The sequence below is a fragment of the Cuneatibacter caecimuris genome (genome assembly GCF_004216775.1).
Lineage (GTDB): Bacteria > Bacillota > Clostridia > Lachnospirales > Lachnospiraceae > Cuneatibacter > Cuneatibacter caecimuris.
On record NZ_SGXF01000003.1, the window covers coordinates 47,279 to 61,911 of the forward strand.

Below are 14,633 nucleotides of genomic sequence, written 5' to 3' on the forward strand. Positions count from 1 at the left end.
AATGATAATGAAAGGACTGGATATGGAGTTTATTTGCTTGGCGCTGATCATTCTGCCTGTGGTCGTGACAAATTTAAGGAAAAGAAAGAGAGAGGGGATAGAAAAACAGACGCTGGGCCTGTTGTACCCGCTGGGAGACTGGCTGGAAAAAAATGTTGCAGCAGCCGGCAGAATATCTGCCGGGATGCGGGAACAGCAGATAGCAGTGGAACGCTGTGGAGAAAAATCGGGCAATGGAAAAGGAAACCCGCCATTTCAGAAATGTGTGGCAGGGGCCTGGTGTATGCTGTTTATCTTGCTCTTTTTGTTTGCTGCGGCCCGATCATTTATGGGCAGGGAAGAAAATGTGACTGTTCTGCAGCGTGGGGATATTGGAGACGGGGAACAGAGCTATTTGCTTCAGGTAGAAGGTATAAATGATGAAAAGGAGGTGGTGGAAGTACAGGTTCGGGGCCGCGAACCCTCTGATGGAGAACTTGAGACTCTTTTAGATAAGACGGCAGAACAGCTGAAAACAAGTATTTTAAATGGGCATCCATCCCTGGATCAGGTATCAGGCGATCTGCTGCTTCCTGACAGGGTCTCAGGAAATATCCGGGCAGACTGGTATCCTCAAAATCCGGAATTAATGGATTTTACGGGAGAACTATTGACAGACGAGCTTCCGGAGACAGGCACTGTGACAGTTTTAACTCTAATGCTGCGATATAAAAAAACGGAAAAAACATACCAATTTCCGGTACGTCTTGTGCCGGCTGAACAAACTGAAAATCAAAAAATGAGGAAAAAACTGGAATCACTGTTAAAGAAGGCTGTGGAAGAAGATCCGGCTGCAAAGGAGATATATCTGCCGGAAGAGTTGGAGGGGGGCCGGCTCACATATACACACTTTCAGGAAAATCCTGGAGGGGCTCTGGTGCTGCTGGCAGCGGCCGGAGCCGGTATTGGCTTTTGGATTCCTGCAGGGAAAATAAGGAGGCGGTATCAGGAGAGAGAACGGCAGCTGAGAAACGGATATGCGGGTATGGTCAGTAAGCTTGCGGTACTGACAGGGGCCGGACTGACCATGCGAAGCGCCTGGGAGCGCCTGGCAGATGATTACCAGAAAAAATTGAAAGAAGGGATCTCAAAGAAAAACTATGTTTATGAAGAAGTTGTGCTTATGGTGAACCAGATCAGGCAGGGAGCAGGAGAAAACCGGGCATATGGGGAATTTGGAAGGCGCTGTGGTCTATATCCTTATTTAAGGCTGAGCGGGCTGCTGGAACAAAACCTGTCCAAAGGGACAAGAGGTATGCAGGGAATGCTTCTGCAGGAGGTTCAAAATGCATTTGAAGAACGGAAAAACCTGGCCCGGAAATTAGGGGAGGAGGCTGGTTCCAAAATGATGCTGCCGCTGTTCATGCTTTTGGGAGTGGTACTCGTGATAGTCACAGTCCCAGCGTTTCTGGCATTTTAATAAGGGAGGATTTTCAGATGGGGAATACAATCAGGGATTTTTTTGAAGATGAATCGGGCGTCGGCGTAGTGGAAGTAATCCTGATATTAGTGGTGCTGATCGGATTAGTTTTAATATTTAAGAATCAGCTGATCCAGTTGGTTAAAAACATTTTTGGGCAGATCAATGATTCTGCCACAGATGTATATTGACCGGAAGGTTTCAGGGCAGATCACAGTCTTTCTGAGCTTGCTGCTGCCGGTGCTGTTGGGGATGATTGGATCGTTCCTTGAGGCAGCCAGGCTCAGGGGGACAGAGGCTATGCTGCAAATGTATACCTCCTCTGCCCTGGAATCAGTATTTGCAGGTTATTCCAGGGAGCTGATGGAACTCTATGGGCTGATGTTCGCTATAGGCAGTGAAGAGGAGCTGAACAGAAAATTTCTGGAGTATCTGGATTACGAGCGCGATCCGGGAAAAGAATTTCCGGCAGCAGGAGACAGCTTCTTTAGCGTTGATATTAAAAAAGATGATTATTTAAAGGAGCTCCGCATGTCAGAACAGGGAGGAACGCAGCTGGTTGATAGTGCACTGGCATTTTTAAAATACAACAATCCTGGCGCATTTGCAGTTTCACTGTTAGAACAGCTGGAGACCCTGGGGCTGGGTATGGATTCCGCATCGGAAGCCGAAGGGTGGAAGAAAGAATTTGAAGGGACTGACTGGAGCAAAACAGAAGAAGTAGAAACGGGATACAGCAATCAGGAGGTTCAGGATTCTTTACTGGAAAGCGGTCTGGGACAGCTGGAGAGATTTGCAGGCAAGGGAATTTGGAATCTGGTAAAGCCGGATGGCGCAGTGCTCTCAGGCCGGAATATTCCGGAAGACGGGCTTCCGTCTGCCGACTACAGGACGGCGCTTCCGGAAGGTGCAGAAGGACTTGATCTTCTTAAAAATCCTGTGAGAACCTTGCTGTTTGACGAATATGTCCTGCTAAGGGCAAATTGCTGTACGGATCAGGTTCAAGAGGATGGTCTGCAGTATGAGATAGAATATATTTTGGCAGGAAAAAAAGATGAGGAGGAAAATCTTTATGCAATACTGAACCGGATAGCAGGGTTCAGATCTGGCTTGAATCTGATGTATCTGATGCAGGATGAAGGAAAAAAAGCACAGGCAGGAGGGGCAGCGGCGCTGGCATTGGGATGGACAGGAAATCCGGCGCTGATCAGTGCGGCAAAATATCTTATTTTGGCTGGATGGTCCTATGCGGAGGCGTTGTCAGATGTCCATATTCTGCTTCAGGGAGGAAGAGTGCCCCTGTTAAAAAGTGCGGACACCTGGAATTTTGCTCTTGAAAATCTGGTCTCCCTGGGCAGTGAAGATCTGGGGGAGGACAAAACCCTGGAAGGCCTGAAATATCAGGATTATCTTAGAATTCTTCTTGCACTGGCAGATGGGCAGGATAAGTGTTACAGGATGATGGACGTAATACAGCTGCGCATGCAGCAAACCGACAGCACATTCCGTGCCGCTGATTGTACAGGGGCAGCTGGATGCACAGTAAGAGGCACTGCAGGCAGGCGGGGACAATCAGAAGTAACTGCTGAGGATTACTTTTCCTATGCAAGGAGGTGAAGACAGATGCCCTTTTCCGGCATTTATACAGGGAAAAACAAAAAAAGATCTGCAAAAACAGAGGCTCTCCAGGCACAGGCGCGCAGAAAGTGCAGGGAAAGGGTATCTGTCTTTGCTTCCGGGAGCATTACAGTGGAAACTGCTTTTGCGCTGCCGCTGTTTCTATTTATAATGACTGCAGTGCTGCTGCTGGGAGATGTGATGATACTAAAATTACGTTTGCAGGGGGCAATGGAGGCGGAAGTACAGCAGGCTGCTGCGGTGTTGGCTGTTATTGGACAGGAGGGGCAGGAGCAGACGGTAGGGCAGCTGGGAAATGGGATTAACGGAGACTTCTATACTGTTCTTGGACTGCGGGCCGCAGTGATCTCTAAGGTAGGGCGGAATTGGCTGGAGGAAAAAAGAGTAAAAGGCGGAGCCGAAGGAATTTCATTCGCCGGCTCTTCAGTAGATGACGAGGTGGTGGATCTGATTGCCGCTTATCAGGTAAAAATTCCCATTCCAATACTAGGCAATCAGTACATTCACTGTATGCAGAGATGCAGGAGAAAAATTTGGTCTGGGTTCAGCTCAGGAGAGAATAATTCTGAAGATATGGTATATGTGACTTCTTATGGCGCAGTGTATCATGAATCTCTGAACTGCAGCCATCTGAATCTGTCTGCCAGGGAGGTGGATTTTTCTGAACTGGAATTTCTTAGAAATAATGCCGGAGCAAAGTACCGGCCTTGTGAACGATGCATAACAGGCGCACATGCCGGAAGGACCTTCATCACGTCAGACGGGGATTGCTATCACGGTACGATTTCATGTTCAGGTTTAACAAGAGGAATCAGGACGATTACCCGGAAAGAGGCGGAAGAAGAAAACCTGAAGCCATGCAGCCGGTGCGGGGGTGGATGAGAATATGAATATATTACAGATAGGAGGGCTGCTGCTGTTAACGGTACCCTGTGCAGTTGTGGATTTTCGGACCAGAAAGCTGCCGCCTGTGTGGATAACAGGACTGGCTTTGGCGGGCATTCTGTTTTGCGGGGGACAGATCGGGTGGCACCATCTGGGAATTAACAGCCTAGTGGCAATGTGCTTTCTTGTTATAAGTTTGATAACACATGGAGCCATAGGAATAGGTGATGCGCTACTCATAGGAGCCTGCGGCTGTTTTATGACCTGGGCTTCCATGTTGGAAATGCTTCTGCTGGCACTTATTTTTGCAGCTGGCGTGTCCGCGACAGTCCTAATCGCTGGCAGGGGGAACAGAAAAACAGCAATTCCGTTTGCTCCTTGCCTGCTGTTAGCGGCAGCCTTCCAAATTTGTGCGGGGTGGTTGGGATGAAAGGGTTAAAAGGTTCATACACAGTAGAAGCTGCGCTGATTATGTGGGTTTTGATCTTTTCTGTCTGGTCAGTGGTCATGCTGGCGGTCTGTCAATATGACAAAATAGTGTTGGAAAGTATCGCTGCCAAGAAAAGCTGGGAGCTGGCATGGAGAGAGGAAGAGGAACTGCGCAGGGAAATATGGAAGACATCAGAAGAAAAAATGTTTGGAGCAAGAGTTCTGGAGATTGAGATCAGTAAAGGGCTGCTGACCACAGAAGTAAACTGCAGTGCTGAATTTGAGATGCCGATACCAGGTATATGGAAACTGGTATCAGGAAAAAAGCAAATTTTGTTTTACGCTGAAACATGCTGCGGACATCCCCAGGCGGCGGAAGCGGTACGGATTCTTTATGCCTGGAAAGGAAGGGGGGAAGGGCAGGATGATGGTCCATTACAGAAATGAAATGACCAGAAATTATCTGGTGATAATGGGAAAAGAAGAACACTATGCATCGCCTTACCAGCTGAAAATGATGACGGGGAATCAGGTAGAAGGGCTTTTAAAAGTAAATTTCCGGCAGGTAGACGGCTGTAATGAGTATTACTATGATATTACGGGAAAACAGGCGCTGCTTCAATATTTAGGGCAGCATGACCTGAATGTCGGGGAAATCACCAGAATTGTTTTGCAAATCCATGCTGTGATAGAAAATTTGGAAAAGTTTTTGCTGGATTTTCATCAGCTGGTTTTAGAGCCGGAATGTATTTTTTTGGATCATGCCGGAACGAAGTTGTTTTTTTGCTACCGCCTGGATGAACAGTTGAGCTTTTCAAAATCATTTCTTGCACTATCAGAAATGATGATTAAAGAAGTTGATCATCAGGATCAGGCAGCTGCTAAACTGGCATATGCAGTGTATCAAACTGCAGTTCAACAGGATTTTGATCTGGAAGAGCTGCTGGAACTGCTTCGTGAGAACAGGGAGGAACATGCAGAGGCATCAGGAGAGGAGGAAGAAAAAAAGCCAGCAGAAGAAACCGGTACTTATGAAGAAAAGGATGAACCTAAGCCTGCGGAACAGAAAAACTCCGGCGCCCCTAAAAAAATTCATCTTATCTTTTGGATTACCGGAATTATTTGGTGTGCTGCAGCCTGGGAACTGCTGTTCGGCGCAGGGAAAAATTTTCAAAGGTATTTCCCATGGTTTTTGGCAGGTACCGGTGTTCTTATATTTGCTGCTCTGTTAAAATATGCTGGAATAAGGAAAGGTATGGGAGTTAAGGAAGTCCGGGCGGAAGAAGTGCCGGAGAAGATCAAAGAGCCGGAGAGAACTGCAGAATTATCCGGCAAAAAGGAGATTAGAACGGAAGAAAATGAAAATCATGCGGTGCAGGAAGGGATTGAGATGGCAATATCCCCTGAGAAAAATGCGGTACAATTTTTTACTGACAGGACCAGATATCAGCTTGTTTCAATGACAAATGGTACGGACGAACTGGTAGTGGCTATATACAGAAAGACAAAAGAGGAAGAAAAAATTGAAACTGATTTGACAGAGAGCGGATTAAGTGATAAAGTCTGAATCAGCATATAGAAAGGGATGTGAAATCCTGATGTCAGACTTGAAGACTGCTGTAAAAGATCAGTTACTTGCCAGAAAATATACAATGGTGAGAACGCAGAATGAAGAAATTATATTTTTTCTCAAAGAGGCAGGGGGAACCGTGGAATGTCTGTGCCTGGCTGATGACAGGGGCGGAGCGCTGGAGCGTTTTGGGTATGGCTTTTATGACCGTTTATCTGTGAGTATTGGGGAATATATCAGAAACGAATGGAGCAGATTCAGCGGAGATAGTTTTGCCCAGTATAATATGCTGGCGGTGATACTGACAGATAATGTGGTCAGGAGCAGAGAACAGGCAGGAGACAGCATTTTTTATTGGCTGGTGGACGAAGATACCAGAAGGCTTGTGGTCTATGAAAACCAGCCGGGAGAATACGGGCCCGCCCGGGACTGCATTGAACGAGCGCTGGCAGGAAAAGGAACTGAAGCCTGGAAAGAATTGGTGACCCCTGTTAATACGCTGCTTATTGCTGTGAATATTCTTATTTTTGCAATTATGGAGATGCTGGGGGATACCAGAAGCGCAGCATATGTCTATCACTGGGGAGGGCTCGGCATATCTGAGTTCCTCACAGATCCACAGTGGTTCCGGCTGATTACCAGCGCGTTCCTGCATTTTGGCGTTCAGCATTTGTTTAACAATATGCTTGTTTTGCTTGTCACAGGAGCCCAGCTGGAAAAGCTGCTGGGGTGGAAAAAATATTCAATGCTCTATTTATTGAGCGCAATAGGCGCAAATGCCATCTCGCTTTTATGGAACATCCATACAGGTGATGTTATGGTAGTGTCTGCCGGAGCGTCAGGAGCCATTTTTGGAGTGCTGGGGGCTTTGCTGGCGATCCTCCTCCGACGGCGCGGCCATGTGGACGGGATCAGCCGAAACCAGCTATTTCTTGTTATCGGCTTTACCCTGTTCCATGGTATTTCCACTGCGGGAGTTAATAACAGCGCCCATATAGGCGGACTGATTACTGGTTTTCTGCTGGGAGCAGTTCTGTTCCGGACAGGGAACAGGGCAGCGAGACAGTAAAACAGGAACCTCCTCCGGGATTGCTTGTATAAGACAGAATTCCTCCATGCGCCTGTGCAATTCTGGCAGATACCGGCAGGCCAAGCCCTGTCCCATCAGGTTTGGTGGTATGATAAGCCTCAAATACATGGGATACTTCTTCAGACGAAATGCCGCAGCCATTATCAGATACTTTTAATTGTACTGTTGCGGTGCAGCGATGAAGGCTTACATGAATATGTCCGCCGACAGAACTTGCTTCAGAAGCATTTTTAATGAGATTAATTAACAGCTGGCTGATTTTCGTAGAATCCAGTGAAAGGAGTGGAACAGGCTCTGCAACATGCAAAGACAGTGTCTGGCCCTGCTTTTGCAGCCATGGCGAACAGGTGGAACAGATATGTCTGACCAAGGCTGGGAGATCAACCAGAGTCAGGTTTAAAATTGCAGAATTATTATAATCTGACAGCTCCTGGAGAAGCGAGCGCATTGTCTGGAAGTCCGACCGAATATCAGACCAGTGGGCGAAAGAAACTACTTCAGGGTGTTTTAGCTCGATCAGGTCGATAGAGCAGGACGTCATGGTCAGGATATTGCGTAGTTCATGGGTCAGCGCGGAAAATATTGGATCCTTTTTCTCTTTGTCGGTAATATTGATGGGAGTTTCCATAATAGTCTGTCCTTTAATACATTTAATCTATAAAATCTTAGGACAGTATACCATTAATCTTATAAGGGGACAAATGATTTCGTACGACAAAATTCGCGCCGGATGTCGAATTATTGAAAAAACGCGGAGAGAGGGTTCAATTTTTTTTGAAGAAGTGCTAAAATCATATCATGAAAGGTTTGAAGAGACCATAAACTTAAAAAAGGTAAGGAGAATTAATATGAATGACTGTATTTTCTGTAAAATTGCAGCAGGGCAGATACCCTCTGCCACGGTATATGAAGATGAGGAGTTTCGAGTAATACTGGACCTGAACCCTATTTCTGAAGGGCACGCTCTGATTCTTCCTAAAAAACATTTTACGGACATAACTGAGCTGGATGCTGAGACAGCGGCAAAGGTGCTCCCCCTGGCAGCCAGAATCGGAGAGGTTATGAAGAAGGCTTTGGGGTGCACTGGATTTAATGTGCTGCAGAATAATGGAATAAGCGCCGGACAGACGGTATTTCATTTCCATGTTCATGTTATTCCCAGATATGAAGGCGGGCCGGACGTGGTGAGCTGGAAACCGGGAAAGTCAGATCCTGAGGCCCTGAAATCAGTAGCAGGAAAACTTGCGTCTTTTCTTTGATAGGATCAGTAAGAGCAGGACTGTACAGCAGGAGGGAAATCTGCTATGATGGTTTCTGCATATTATAGCGCAGGAGGAATAAACAGCAATGGAAGTATATAAAACTAAGGGAGTATGCGCCCGTGCAATTGAGTTCGAAATTGATGAGAATACTATAAAGAAAGTGAATTTTGTTGGGGGCTGTGCGGGAAATACCCAGGGAGTCGCCCGTTTACTGGAAGGAATGGATGTTGATGAGGCTATTTCCAGAATCCAGGGGATTGACTGCGGCGGAAAGGGAACATCCTGCCCGGATCAGCTGGCAAAGGCACTGATTGCTTACAAGAAAGAGAGACAGTAGAGGCATGGAGATGAAAAGGGTATTGCTTACCGGCGGGGGAACTGCAGGGCATGTAACTCCAAACCTGGCTCTTTTACCCGCGCTGAAGGAGAAAGGGTACCAGGTGGAGTATATCGGCTCTTATGAGGGGATTGAGAAGCAGCTGATTGAAAAAGCTGGGATCCCTTATCATGGGATTTCTACAGGAAAACTGCGCCGGTATTTTTCATTGAAAAATCTGACAGACCCTTTTCGGGTGCTCAAAGGGTATGGTGAGGCCAAGAAACTGGTAAAGGCCTACCGGCCAGACGTGCTGTTTTCAAAAGGCGGGTTTGTGGCTGTTCCGGTAGTATTTGCTGCCAGGAAATATCACATACCTATTGTGATTCATGAGTCTGATATGACGCCAGGGCTTGCCAACCGCCTCTGTATTCCTAAAGCAGATAAGGTATGCTGTAATTTTCCGGAAACAATGAAGCATCTTCCTGAGGAAAAGGCTGTGCTTTCCGGCTCGCCGATCCGCAGAGAACTGCTGCAGGGAGAGCGCCTGGCCGGATTAAAATTTACCGGTCTTTCTGCAAACCGTCCTGTGCTCCTCATGATGGGGGGCAGCCTGGGATCTGCAATTATCAATGAAAATCTTCGAAAAATCCTGCCTGATTTGCTGAAGGATTTTCAGGTAATCCATCTGTGCGGAAAGGGTAAGACAGTTCCTGGGCTGAAGTTGGACGGATATGTTCAATATGAATATATCAGCAAAGAACTGAAGGATCTGATGGCGGCCGCAGATATTGTATTATCCAGGGCAGGAGCAAATTCCATCTGTGAATTTCTGGCATTACATAAGCCCAATATCCTGATTCCGCTTTCGGCTGCGGCCAGCAGAGGAGATCAGATCCTGAATGCCAAATCCTTTGAGAAGCAGGGATATTCCTATGTGATTGAAGAAGAAAGGCTGAACGAAGAAACATTGCTGAGCGGAATCCGGAAGGTATATGCGGAGCGGAGAAAATATATATCTGCTATGGAAAACAGCAAGCTAAATGACGGAGTTCAAGTGGTCTCAGGGCTTTTGGAAGGCTTTTGCGAAAACGGACGATAAATGTCGGGGACAGTATTTTGCTGAAAAAGAAAAATGGCTGTCGAATATTAGAAAAACAGCATAGAATGCAGTGAAATAGGACGAACGATTCTTAGCGCTCTTCTCTTTCCAAAAAAGTGGAATCATGATATTATGTTTGCACATTGGAAAGAAAGGAGCGCTTTTTTTATGAGAGATTTTATGAAAGAATTTCTGGCGCAGGGATACGTTGTGTATCTGATGGGAGCTCTGTGCGCACTGGGTATATTGTGCGAATTGACAGCAGGGCATATTTACAGAAGATTAAACAAACAGGCAGAGAGGATTGTTTATGCGAAACATCCATTTTTTAAGAGATTGAGGATGGAATATGAAAAGGCGGCGCAGATTGGCGCAGGAGTGATGGATGGACAAGTTTTCACTCGCAAAAAGCTGTTTTCCTACAGGGTGTGCGGAATACATCTGTCCAGCTTTGCCCGTGCTGCGATTCCTGCCGGGGTAGCATGCCTTCTGGCGGCAGCCGCTGATTTATTGGGCTGTTTGTGGTTTGGCTTTTCTGCGAGGGAGATGATGTATCCTGCGGCGGGAGGTGCAGTGGCCGCGCTTGGCCTGGCCCTGTTCCATCTGCTGGCCAATGAAAAGGGTAAAGAACGTTACCTGGAACTGCAGGTACAGGATTATCTGATGAACGCGGCAGCCTGGAGAAACCAGGCAGGGCGCGAGGTTCAGAAAGAAGATAAGAAGCCGAATACCGGATTGCACAGTGAAGCCGCCCCGGGCAGAGAAGAGGGGCAGGCAGCTGTTCCCGGGGAGAATTTCTCGGGGAAGAACAGCCGTGCGCGGGCCAGAGAAATTGCCGAATTGAAAAAGAGCCTGGAACAGATTGCTGCTGCCCGAGAGAAAAATCTGGCGGGAGAAGCGAATGGAGCGTTTTCTGCCGGACAGGCCGGCTCAGGAAAAACCGGAGAAAATAAGGGCCTTTTGCTGACGCCTGACCAGGAAGGCCTGATTCAGGAAATACTGCAGGATTATTTTGCCTGATTCCCTTGATTCCAGCGGCAAAGTTCGATATAATGATAAGAAGAAATTGCTGCAGACTGTTCAGGCCGGCAGCAGTTCATCAAGCGGCTGACGCCGCAGAGAAGGGAGAAAAGAGCAGTGGGAAGTAATAAGGTGACGTTTGATTATTCCAAGGCCTCTCCGTTCATTTCTGAAAACGAAATTGCCAATATGAAAGGCATCGTGATGCAGGCGAAGGAAACGCTGCTGGGCAGAACCGGTGCGGGCAATGATTTTCTGGGATGGATTGATCTGCCGGTAGAATATGATAAGGAAGAGTTCGGCAGGATAAAAGAGGCGGCAAAGAAAATCCAGGGGGATTCAGACGTTCTTCTGGTGATCGGGATCGGAGGATCTTACTTAGGGGCGCGTGCTGCGATAGAGTTCCTGGGCCATAATTTTTATAATATGATTTCGAAGGAAGACCGCAATGCCCCGGAGATTTATTTTGTAGGAAACAGCATCAGCAGTACATACCTGAAGCATCTTTGCGATGTGCTGAAGGGAAAGGATTTTTCAGTAAATATTATTTCAAAGTCAGGCACAACTACGGAGCCTGCCGTAGCTTTCCGCGTATTTAAAAAGATGCTGGAAGAAAAATACGGCAAATCCGGCGCCGCCGAGAGAATCTATGCTACAACGGACAAGTCCCGCGGCGCGTTAAAGAAGCTGTCCGACGCAGAAGGGTATGAAACCTTTGTGGTTCCGGATGATGTGGGAGGACGCTTTTCTGTGCTGACTGCTGTGGGGCTGCTGCCTATCGCTGTCAGCGGCGTGGATATTGACGGGCTGATGGAAGGCGCTGCCAGCGGCAGAAGTTGTGCGCTGGAGCTTCCTTATGAAGAAAACGACGCACTGATGTATGCTGCAGTCCGCAATATTTTACTGCGCAAGGGGAAATCCGTGGAAATCACGGCTAATTATGAACCCAGCCTTCATTATTTTTCTGAGTGGTGGAAGCAGCTGTACGGAGAGAGCGAAGGAAAGGACCAGAAAGGAATTTTTCCCGCCGCAGTGGATCTGACTACAGACCTGCACTCCATGGGGCAGTTTATCCAGGACGGCGCCCGGCTGATGTTTGAAACAGTTTTGAATGTAGAGGAATCCAGGGAAACTGTAGTTCTGGAAGAAGAGGCTGAAGACCTGGATGGACTGAACTATCTGGCCGGAAAGACTGTGGACTTTGTGAATAAGAGCGCGATGAACGGCACTGTGCTGGCGCATACAGACGGAAATGTACCAAACCTGATGGTTCATATCCCCAGGCAGGATGCCTATTCCCTCGGGCAGCTGTTCTATTTCTATGAGTTTGCCTGCGGAATCAGCGGATATATTCTGGGAGTAAATCCATTTGACCAGCCTGGTGTGGAGAGCTATAAGCGGAATATGTTCGCTTTGCTGGGGAAACCAGGTTATGAGGAGGAAAGAGCGCGCCTGTTGGAACGCCTGAAATAAGTTTTTAGCAAAAACAAGGCTGCGGCCCCGGTATCAAGCCGGGCCGCAGCCTTGTTTCCATGCAATGGGAGCTCTCTTTTTATCTGTATAAAACCGCTTCGCGAAGGTGCTTTTCTTCATGATCTTAAACCTGAAGATCTTCCTCGATAACCTGAATTTCCAGATAATCGAAAGGAACTTCTTCAATAAAACTGTCCTGCCTGAACCGTGTCTTAGAACCTCTTTGAAACTCTGCGATGTTTTGATCAAGCCAGATCGGCACAGGCAGATCTAATTCATGGCAGATTGTTTCCAGGCCTTGCAGAACCTTTCGGGTCCTGCTGGCAGAGGGGTCGTCGTCACATGCTACTGTATCTGTAACCAGATGATTGCTTTTCCAGATTTTGCCCCATAGTCTGAACATAGTTCACCTCATTTCATCTAATGTGCATAGATCAAGTATACCCAGATATCAGGGTAAAGTAAAGGATGAATTTCACGAAATTTTCTGAGGATTTCAGATAAAAGAGTTGCCGGATTGAAGAATCTGTTATAGAATAAAAATATACCGTTTCGGATAAAGGAGGTCGGGAGTATGGAAGGATCGGCTTCTGAAAATATATTATTTTTAAAAGAAGCAAAAAAGACACTGAAAAAGCTGGATGATGCAAAGCAGCTTCGCAGCAGGCTCAGTGTGGAGGATAAAAGGCTGGAACGTCAGGTGGCCGCGGCTGAGAAAGCGCTGTCAGATGAAATCGGAAGCATGGTGCGCACCAGAAAAGAGGCCATCACCTCCAGCTATGACAAAGAGCTGGCTGCCGATCAGGAAAAACTGCGCAGGCTCAGGATGAAGAGGGAACGGGCCAAGAGCCAGGGGAAGGCGGAACGGATCAGGGAGGAGACCTCTGAACTGGATGATGAGACAAGGGTGCTGAGGACCAGGCTGGCGACTTTGTTCCGGCAGAATGCAATTCCCAGGTTCTGTAATTCCAGGTTTTTTTATGCTCTGTATATGCCCAGAGATTTTTGGGACTGGGTGATTGCGGTGCTGATTTTCTTGATTGCGTTTCTGGCTGTTCCCTGTGGGGCTTTCTGGGGCTTTAAGCTGGAGAATCCCCTGGTGCTGGCGGGAATTTATTTTGGGGATATTACAGTGGTGTCATTTATATATCTCACAGTCAATTCCAGGCTGAAGCTGCCAAACCTGTCAGTGCTCCGGCAGGGGAGGGATATGAGACGGCATCTGAAGTCAAATATGAAAAAGCGCCGCGTGATCATTGCATCAATCCGGAAAGACCGGACGGATGATTATTATGATCTGGAGAGCTACAACTATGAAATTGCGAAGCTGGAAGCGGAGCTGGAAAAAGTGGCTTCCCGGAAGCAGGAGGCGCTGGCCACTTTTGAGGCGGTGACCAAACGTGTGATATCGGATGAGATCACGGAAGCGGGCCGGGAAGAGCTGGAGGCGCTGAAAGCCGCTTATCGGGAAAACAAAGAACATTTCCGGAAAGTGGACGGCAGAGTGCGGGAATTCACGATTCAGCTCACTGATCAGTATGAAGGATATTTGGGTAAGGATTTCCTTACTTACGACAGGCTTGACGCTCTGATGGAAATCCTGGAACAGGGACGCGCTTCCACCATTTCTGAGGCCATTGTGGCTTATCGGACCACAAGGCAGTGAAATGGGGCTGTCCCCAGAATGCTTTTAAAATACCTGAAGCAATACAGTCTGCCAGATTCATTACCAGCCCCAGGCTGGCCGTCTGCAGCTGCGACATCCCTTCCCCCTCCAGGGAGCCCACGATTCCAGTGATGGATATGTGGCCCACATTGGGAAGGGATTTTCCGATTCCCAGCCCGGGCTGAAGAGAGGAATTGCTGAGAGTAATGTATCCGATGTGGTTTTCCCTGCCTAGGGAGGCGTCGATGGCGATAATAAAAGGGTCCTGGCACAGACCAGGCAGGCTGTCCAGCGCTTCCGGAAGATTGACAGCATGGACCGGGCGGTCCAGAGTACCCAGAATAAACAGGCCCTCAGGAGCCTGTTTTTGTAATTTATAGCCGATCAGCGGGCCGAGACTGTCCCCAGTGGAGCGGTCGCTGCCAATGCAGAGGAGCAGCACCGGGCGGCCGGGAGGAGTCAGCTGACGCAGCTGCTCGGCAAATCTGGCGCGGCAGAAGGATTGTCCTGACGGATGGTAATATACCTGATGAGCAGCAGTCATATTGCAGTTCCTTTCTCAAGAAGATTTTCTCCTAGTTTTGCCACTGGTTTCGGGATTTAATCAGCTATCCCAGTATATGAGCGCCTTTTTCTGTTCATTCGCAAAAAATCTGCCTGTTTTTGTCGCTAATTTTTTTTTGCCCAATGACATGCTTTGTCAAAATCCGCACGAAAACTGTG

General features: G+C 47.7%; 17 protein-coding genes. 14 read left to right on the forward strand and 3 right to left on the reverse strand.

Translation table 11 applies throughout. The features are described from left to right. Window position 1 precedes the first annotated feature (1 nt). Genes EV209_RS08515 through EV209_RS08550 form a run of 8 tightly spaced genes read left to right on the forward strand, consistent with a single transcriptional unit; the run spans window position 2 to window position 7,050 of the window. Window positions 2-1,459 carry a type II secretion system F family protein gene (locus tag EV209_RS08515; RefSeq protein WP_130435042.1) on the forward strand — a complete coding sequence of 486 codons (1,458 nt, stop codon included), beginning with the start codon at window positions 2-4 and terminating at the stop codon, window positions 1,457-1,459. Between the two features lie 17 nt (window positions 1,460-1,476). Continuing rightward, a complete protein-coding gene (locus EV209_RS08520) occupies window positions 1,477-1,650 on the forward strand; it encodes a Flp1 family type IVb pilin (RefSeq protein WP_130435043.1) in 174 nt (57 codons plus the stop codon). Continuing rightward, window positions 1,640-3,076, forward strand: coding sequence for a DUF5702 domain-containing protein (locus EV209_RS08525; RefSeq protein WP_165388870.1), 1,437 nt, complete (start codon window positions 1,640-1,642; stop codon window positions 3,074-3,076). The genes EV209_RS08520 and EV209_RS08525 overlap by 11 nt, the downstream gene beginning before the upstream one ends. A gap of 6 nt (window positions 3,077-3,082) precedes the next feature. Continuing rightward, on the forward strand, window positions 3,083-3,979 hold the full coding sequence (locus EV209_RS08530; RefSeq protein ID WP_130435045.1) for a TadE/TadG family type IV pilus assembly protein: 897 nt from the start codon (window positions 3,083-3,085) through the stop codon (window positions 3,977-3,979). 4 nt (window positions 3,980-3,983) lie between these two features. Further along, the gene (locus tag EV209_RS08535) at window positions 3,984-4,412 is read left to right on the forward strand and encodes a prepilin peptidase (RefSeq protein WP_130435046.1); all 429 of its coding nucleotides are present in this window, start codon (window positions 3,984-3,986) and stop codon (window positions 4,410-4,412) included. After that, on the forward strand, window positions 4,409-4,858 hold the full coding sequence (locus EV209_RS08540; RefSeq protein WP_130435047.1) for a hypothetical protein: 450 nt from the start codon (window positions 4,409-4,411) through the stop codon (window positions 4,856-4,858). Before EV209_RS08535 ends, EV209_RS08540 begins: the two co-directional genes overlap by 4 nt. After that, window positions 4,806-5,978, forward strand: a complete 1,173-nt coding sequence (locus EV209_RS08545; RefSeq protein WP_165388871.1) for a DUF6382 domain-containing protein — start codon at window positions 4,806-4,808, stop codon at window positions 5,976-5,978. The genes EV209_RS08540 and EV209_RS08545 overlap by 53 nt, the downstream gene beginning before the upstream one ends. A 31-nt stretch (window positions 5,979-6,009) precedes the next feature. Beyond that, a complete protein-coding gene (locus EV209_RS08550; RefSeq protein ID WP_130435049.1) occupies window positions 6,010-7,050 on the forward strand; it encodes a rhomboid family intramembrane serine protease in 1,041 nt (346 codons plus the stop codon). Here the strand turns inward: EV209_RS08550 and EV209_RS08555 are convergent. Continuing rightward, window positions 6,989-7,699, reverse strand: coding sequence for a sensor histidine kinase (locus EV209_RS08555; protein ID WP_130435050.1), 711 nt, complete (start codon window positions 7,697-7,699; stop codon window positions 6,989-6,991). The genes EV209_RS08550 and EV209_RS08555 overlap by 62 nt on opposite strands. Before the next feature lie 220 nt (window positions 7,700-7,919). On the opposite strand from EV209_RS08555, the gene EV209_RS08560 reads away from it, so the two are divergent. From EV209_RS08560 to EV209_RS08580, 5 genes are all read left to right on the forward strand, one after another. Continuing rightward, entirely contained in the window at window positions 7,920-8,330 is a 411-nt protein-coding gene (locus EV209_RS08560; RefSeq protein WP_330520998.1) for an HIT family protein, read from the forward strand. Between the two features lie 88 nt (window positions 8,331-8,418). After that, entirely contained in the window at window positions 8,419-8,670 is a 252-nt protein-coding gene (locus EV209_RS08565) for a TIGR03905 family TSCPD domain-containing protein (protein ID WP_130435051.1), read from the forward strand. Between the two features lie 10 nt (window positions 8,671-8,680). Next, complete coding sequence (locus EV209_RS08570) at window positions 8,681-9,751, forward strand: undecaprenyldiphospho-muramoylpentapeptide beta-N-acetylglucosaminyltransferase (RefSeq protein WP_130435052.1); 1,071 nt, start codon at window positions 8,681-8,683, stop codon at window positions 9,749-9,751. 168 nt (window positions 9,752-9,919) lie between these two features. After that, entirely contained in the window at window positions 9,920-10,771 is an 852-nt protein-coding gene (locus EV209_RS08575) for a hypothetical protein (protein ID WP_130435053.1), read from the forward strand. Between the two features lie 117 nt (window positions 10,772-10,888). Beyond that, window positions 10,889-12,244 carry a glucose-6-phosphate isomerase gene (locus EV209_RS08580; RefSeq protein WP_130435054.1) on the forward strand — a complete coding sequence of 452 codons (1,356 nt, stop codon included), beginning with the start codon at window positions 10,889-10,891 and terminating at the stop codon, window positions 12,242-12,244. 124 nt (window positions 12,245-12,368) lie between these two features. Here the strand turns inward: EV209_RS08580 and EV209_RS08585 are convergent, their stop codons facing one another. Next, window positions 12,369-12,647, reverse strand: a complete 279-nt coding sequence (locus tag EV209_RS08585) for a hypothetical protein (RefSeq protein WP_130435055.1) — start codon at window positions 12,645-12,647, stop codon at window positions 12,369-12,371. 171 nt (window positions 12,648-12,818) lie between these two features. On the opposite strand from EV209_RS08585, the gene EV209_RS08590 reads away from it, so the two are divergent. Further along, complete coding sequence (locus EV209_RS08590; protein ID WP_130435056.1) at window positions 12,819-13,910, forward strand: hypothetical protein; 1,092 nt, start codon at window positions 12,819-12,821, stop codon at window positions 13,908-13,910. Here EV209_RS08590 and yyaC read toward each other — a convergent pair. Next, on the reverse strand, window positions 13,810-14,454 hold the full coding sequence (gene yyaC, locus EV209_RS08595) for a spore protease YyaC (RefSeq protein WP_130435057.1): 645 nt from the start codon (window positions 14,452-14,454) through the stop codon (window positions 13,810-13,812). The two genes, EV209_RS08590 and yyaC, sit on opposite strands and share 101 nt — an antisense overlap. Window positions 14,455-14,633: the final 179 nt, after the last annotated feature.

Excerpts from the sequence above, each read along its gene's own strand:
- EV209_RS08540 (WP_130435047.1), top strand. The coding sequence starts at position 4,409 with ATGAAAGGGTTAAAAGGTTCATACACAGTAGAAGCTGCGCTGATTATG.
- EV209_RS08585 (WP_130435055.1), bottom strand. The coding sequence starts at position 12,647 with ATGTTCAGACTATGGGGCAAAATCTGGAAAAGCAATCATCTGGTTACA.
- EV209_RS08515 (WP_130435042.1), top strand. The coding sequence starts at position 2 with ATGATAATGAAAGGACTGGATATGGAGTTTATTTGCTTGGCGCTGATC.
- EV209_RS08555 (WP_130435050.1), bottom strand. The coding sequence starts at position 7,699 with ATGGAAACTCCCATCAATATTACCGACAAAGAGAAAAAGGATCCAATA.
- EV209_RS08545 (WP_165388871.1), top strand. The coding sequence starts at position 4,806 with ATGCCTGGAAAGGAAGGGGGGAAGGGCAGGATGATGGTCCATTACAGA.
- EV209_RS08570 (WP_130435052.1), top strand. The coding sequence starts at position 8,681 with ATGAAAAGGGTATTGCTTACCGGCGGGGGAACTGCAGGGCATGTAACT.
- EV209_RS08530 (WP_130435045.1), top strand. The coding sequence starts at position 3,083 with ATGCCCTTTTCCGGCATTTATACAGGGAAAAACAAAAAAAGATCTGCA.
- yyaC (WP_130435057.1), bottom strand. The coding sequence starts at position 14,454 with ATGACTGCTGCTCATCAGGTATATTACCATCCGTCAGGACAATCCTTC.
- EV209_RS08590 (WP_130435056.1), top strand. The coding sequence starts at position 12,819 with ATGGAAGGATCGGCTTCTGAAAATATATTATTTTTAAAAGAAGCAAAA.
- EV209_RS08535 (WP_130435046.1), top strand. The coding sequence starts at position 3,984 with ATGAATATATTACAGATAGGAGGGCTGCTGCTGTTAACGGTACCCTGT.
- EV209_RS08550 (WP_130435049.1), top strand. The coding sequence starts at position 6,010 with ATGTCAGACTTGAAGACTGCTGTAAAAGATCAGTTACTTGCCAGAAAA.
- EV209_RS08520 (WP_130435043.1), top strand. The coding sequence starts at position 1,477 with ATGGGGAATACAATCAGGGATTTTTTTGAAGATGAATCGGGCGTCGGC.
- EV209_RS08525 (WP_165388870.1), top strand. The coding sequence starts at position 1,640 with ATGTATATTGACCGGAAGGTTTCAGGGCAGATCACAGTCTTTCTGAGC.
- EV209_RS08575 (WP_130435053.1), top strand. The coding sequence starts at position 9,920 with ATGAGAGATTTTATGAAAGAATTTCTGGCGCAGGGATACGTTGTGTAT.
- EV209_RS08565 (WP_130435051.1), top strand. The coding sequence starts at position 8,419 with ATGGAAGTATATAAAACTAAGGGAGTATGCGCCCGTGCAATTGAGTTC.
- EV209_RS08560 (WP_330520998.1), top strand. The coding sequence starts at position 7,920 with ATGAATGACTGTATTTTCTGTAAAATTGCAGCAGGGCAGATACCCTCT.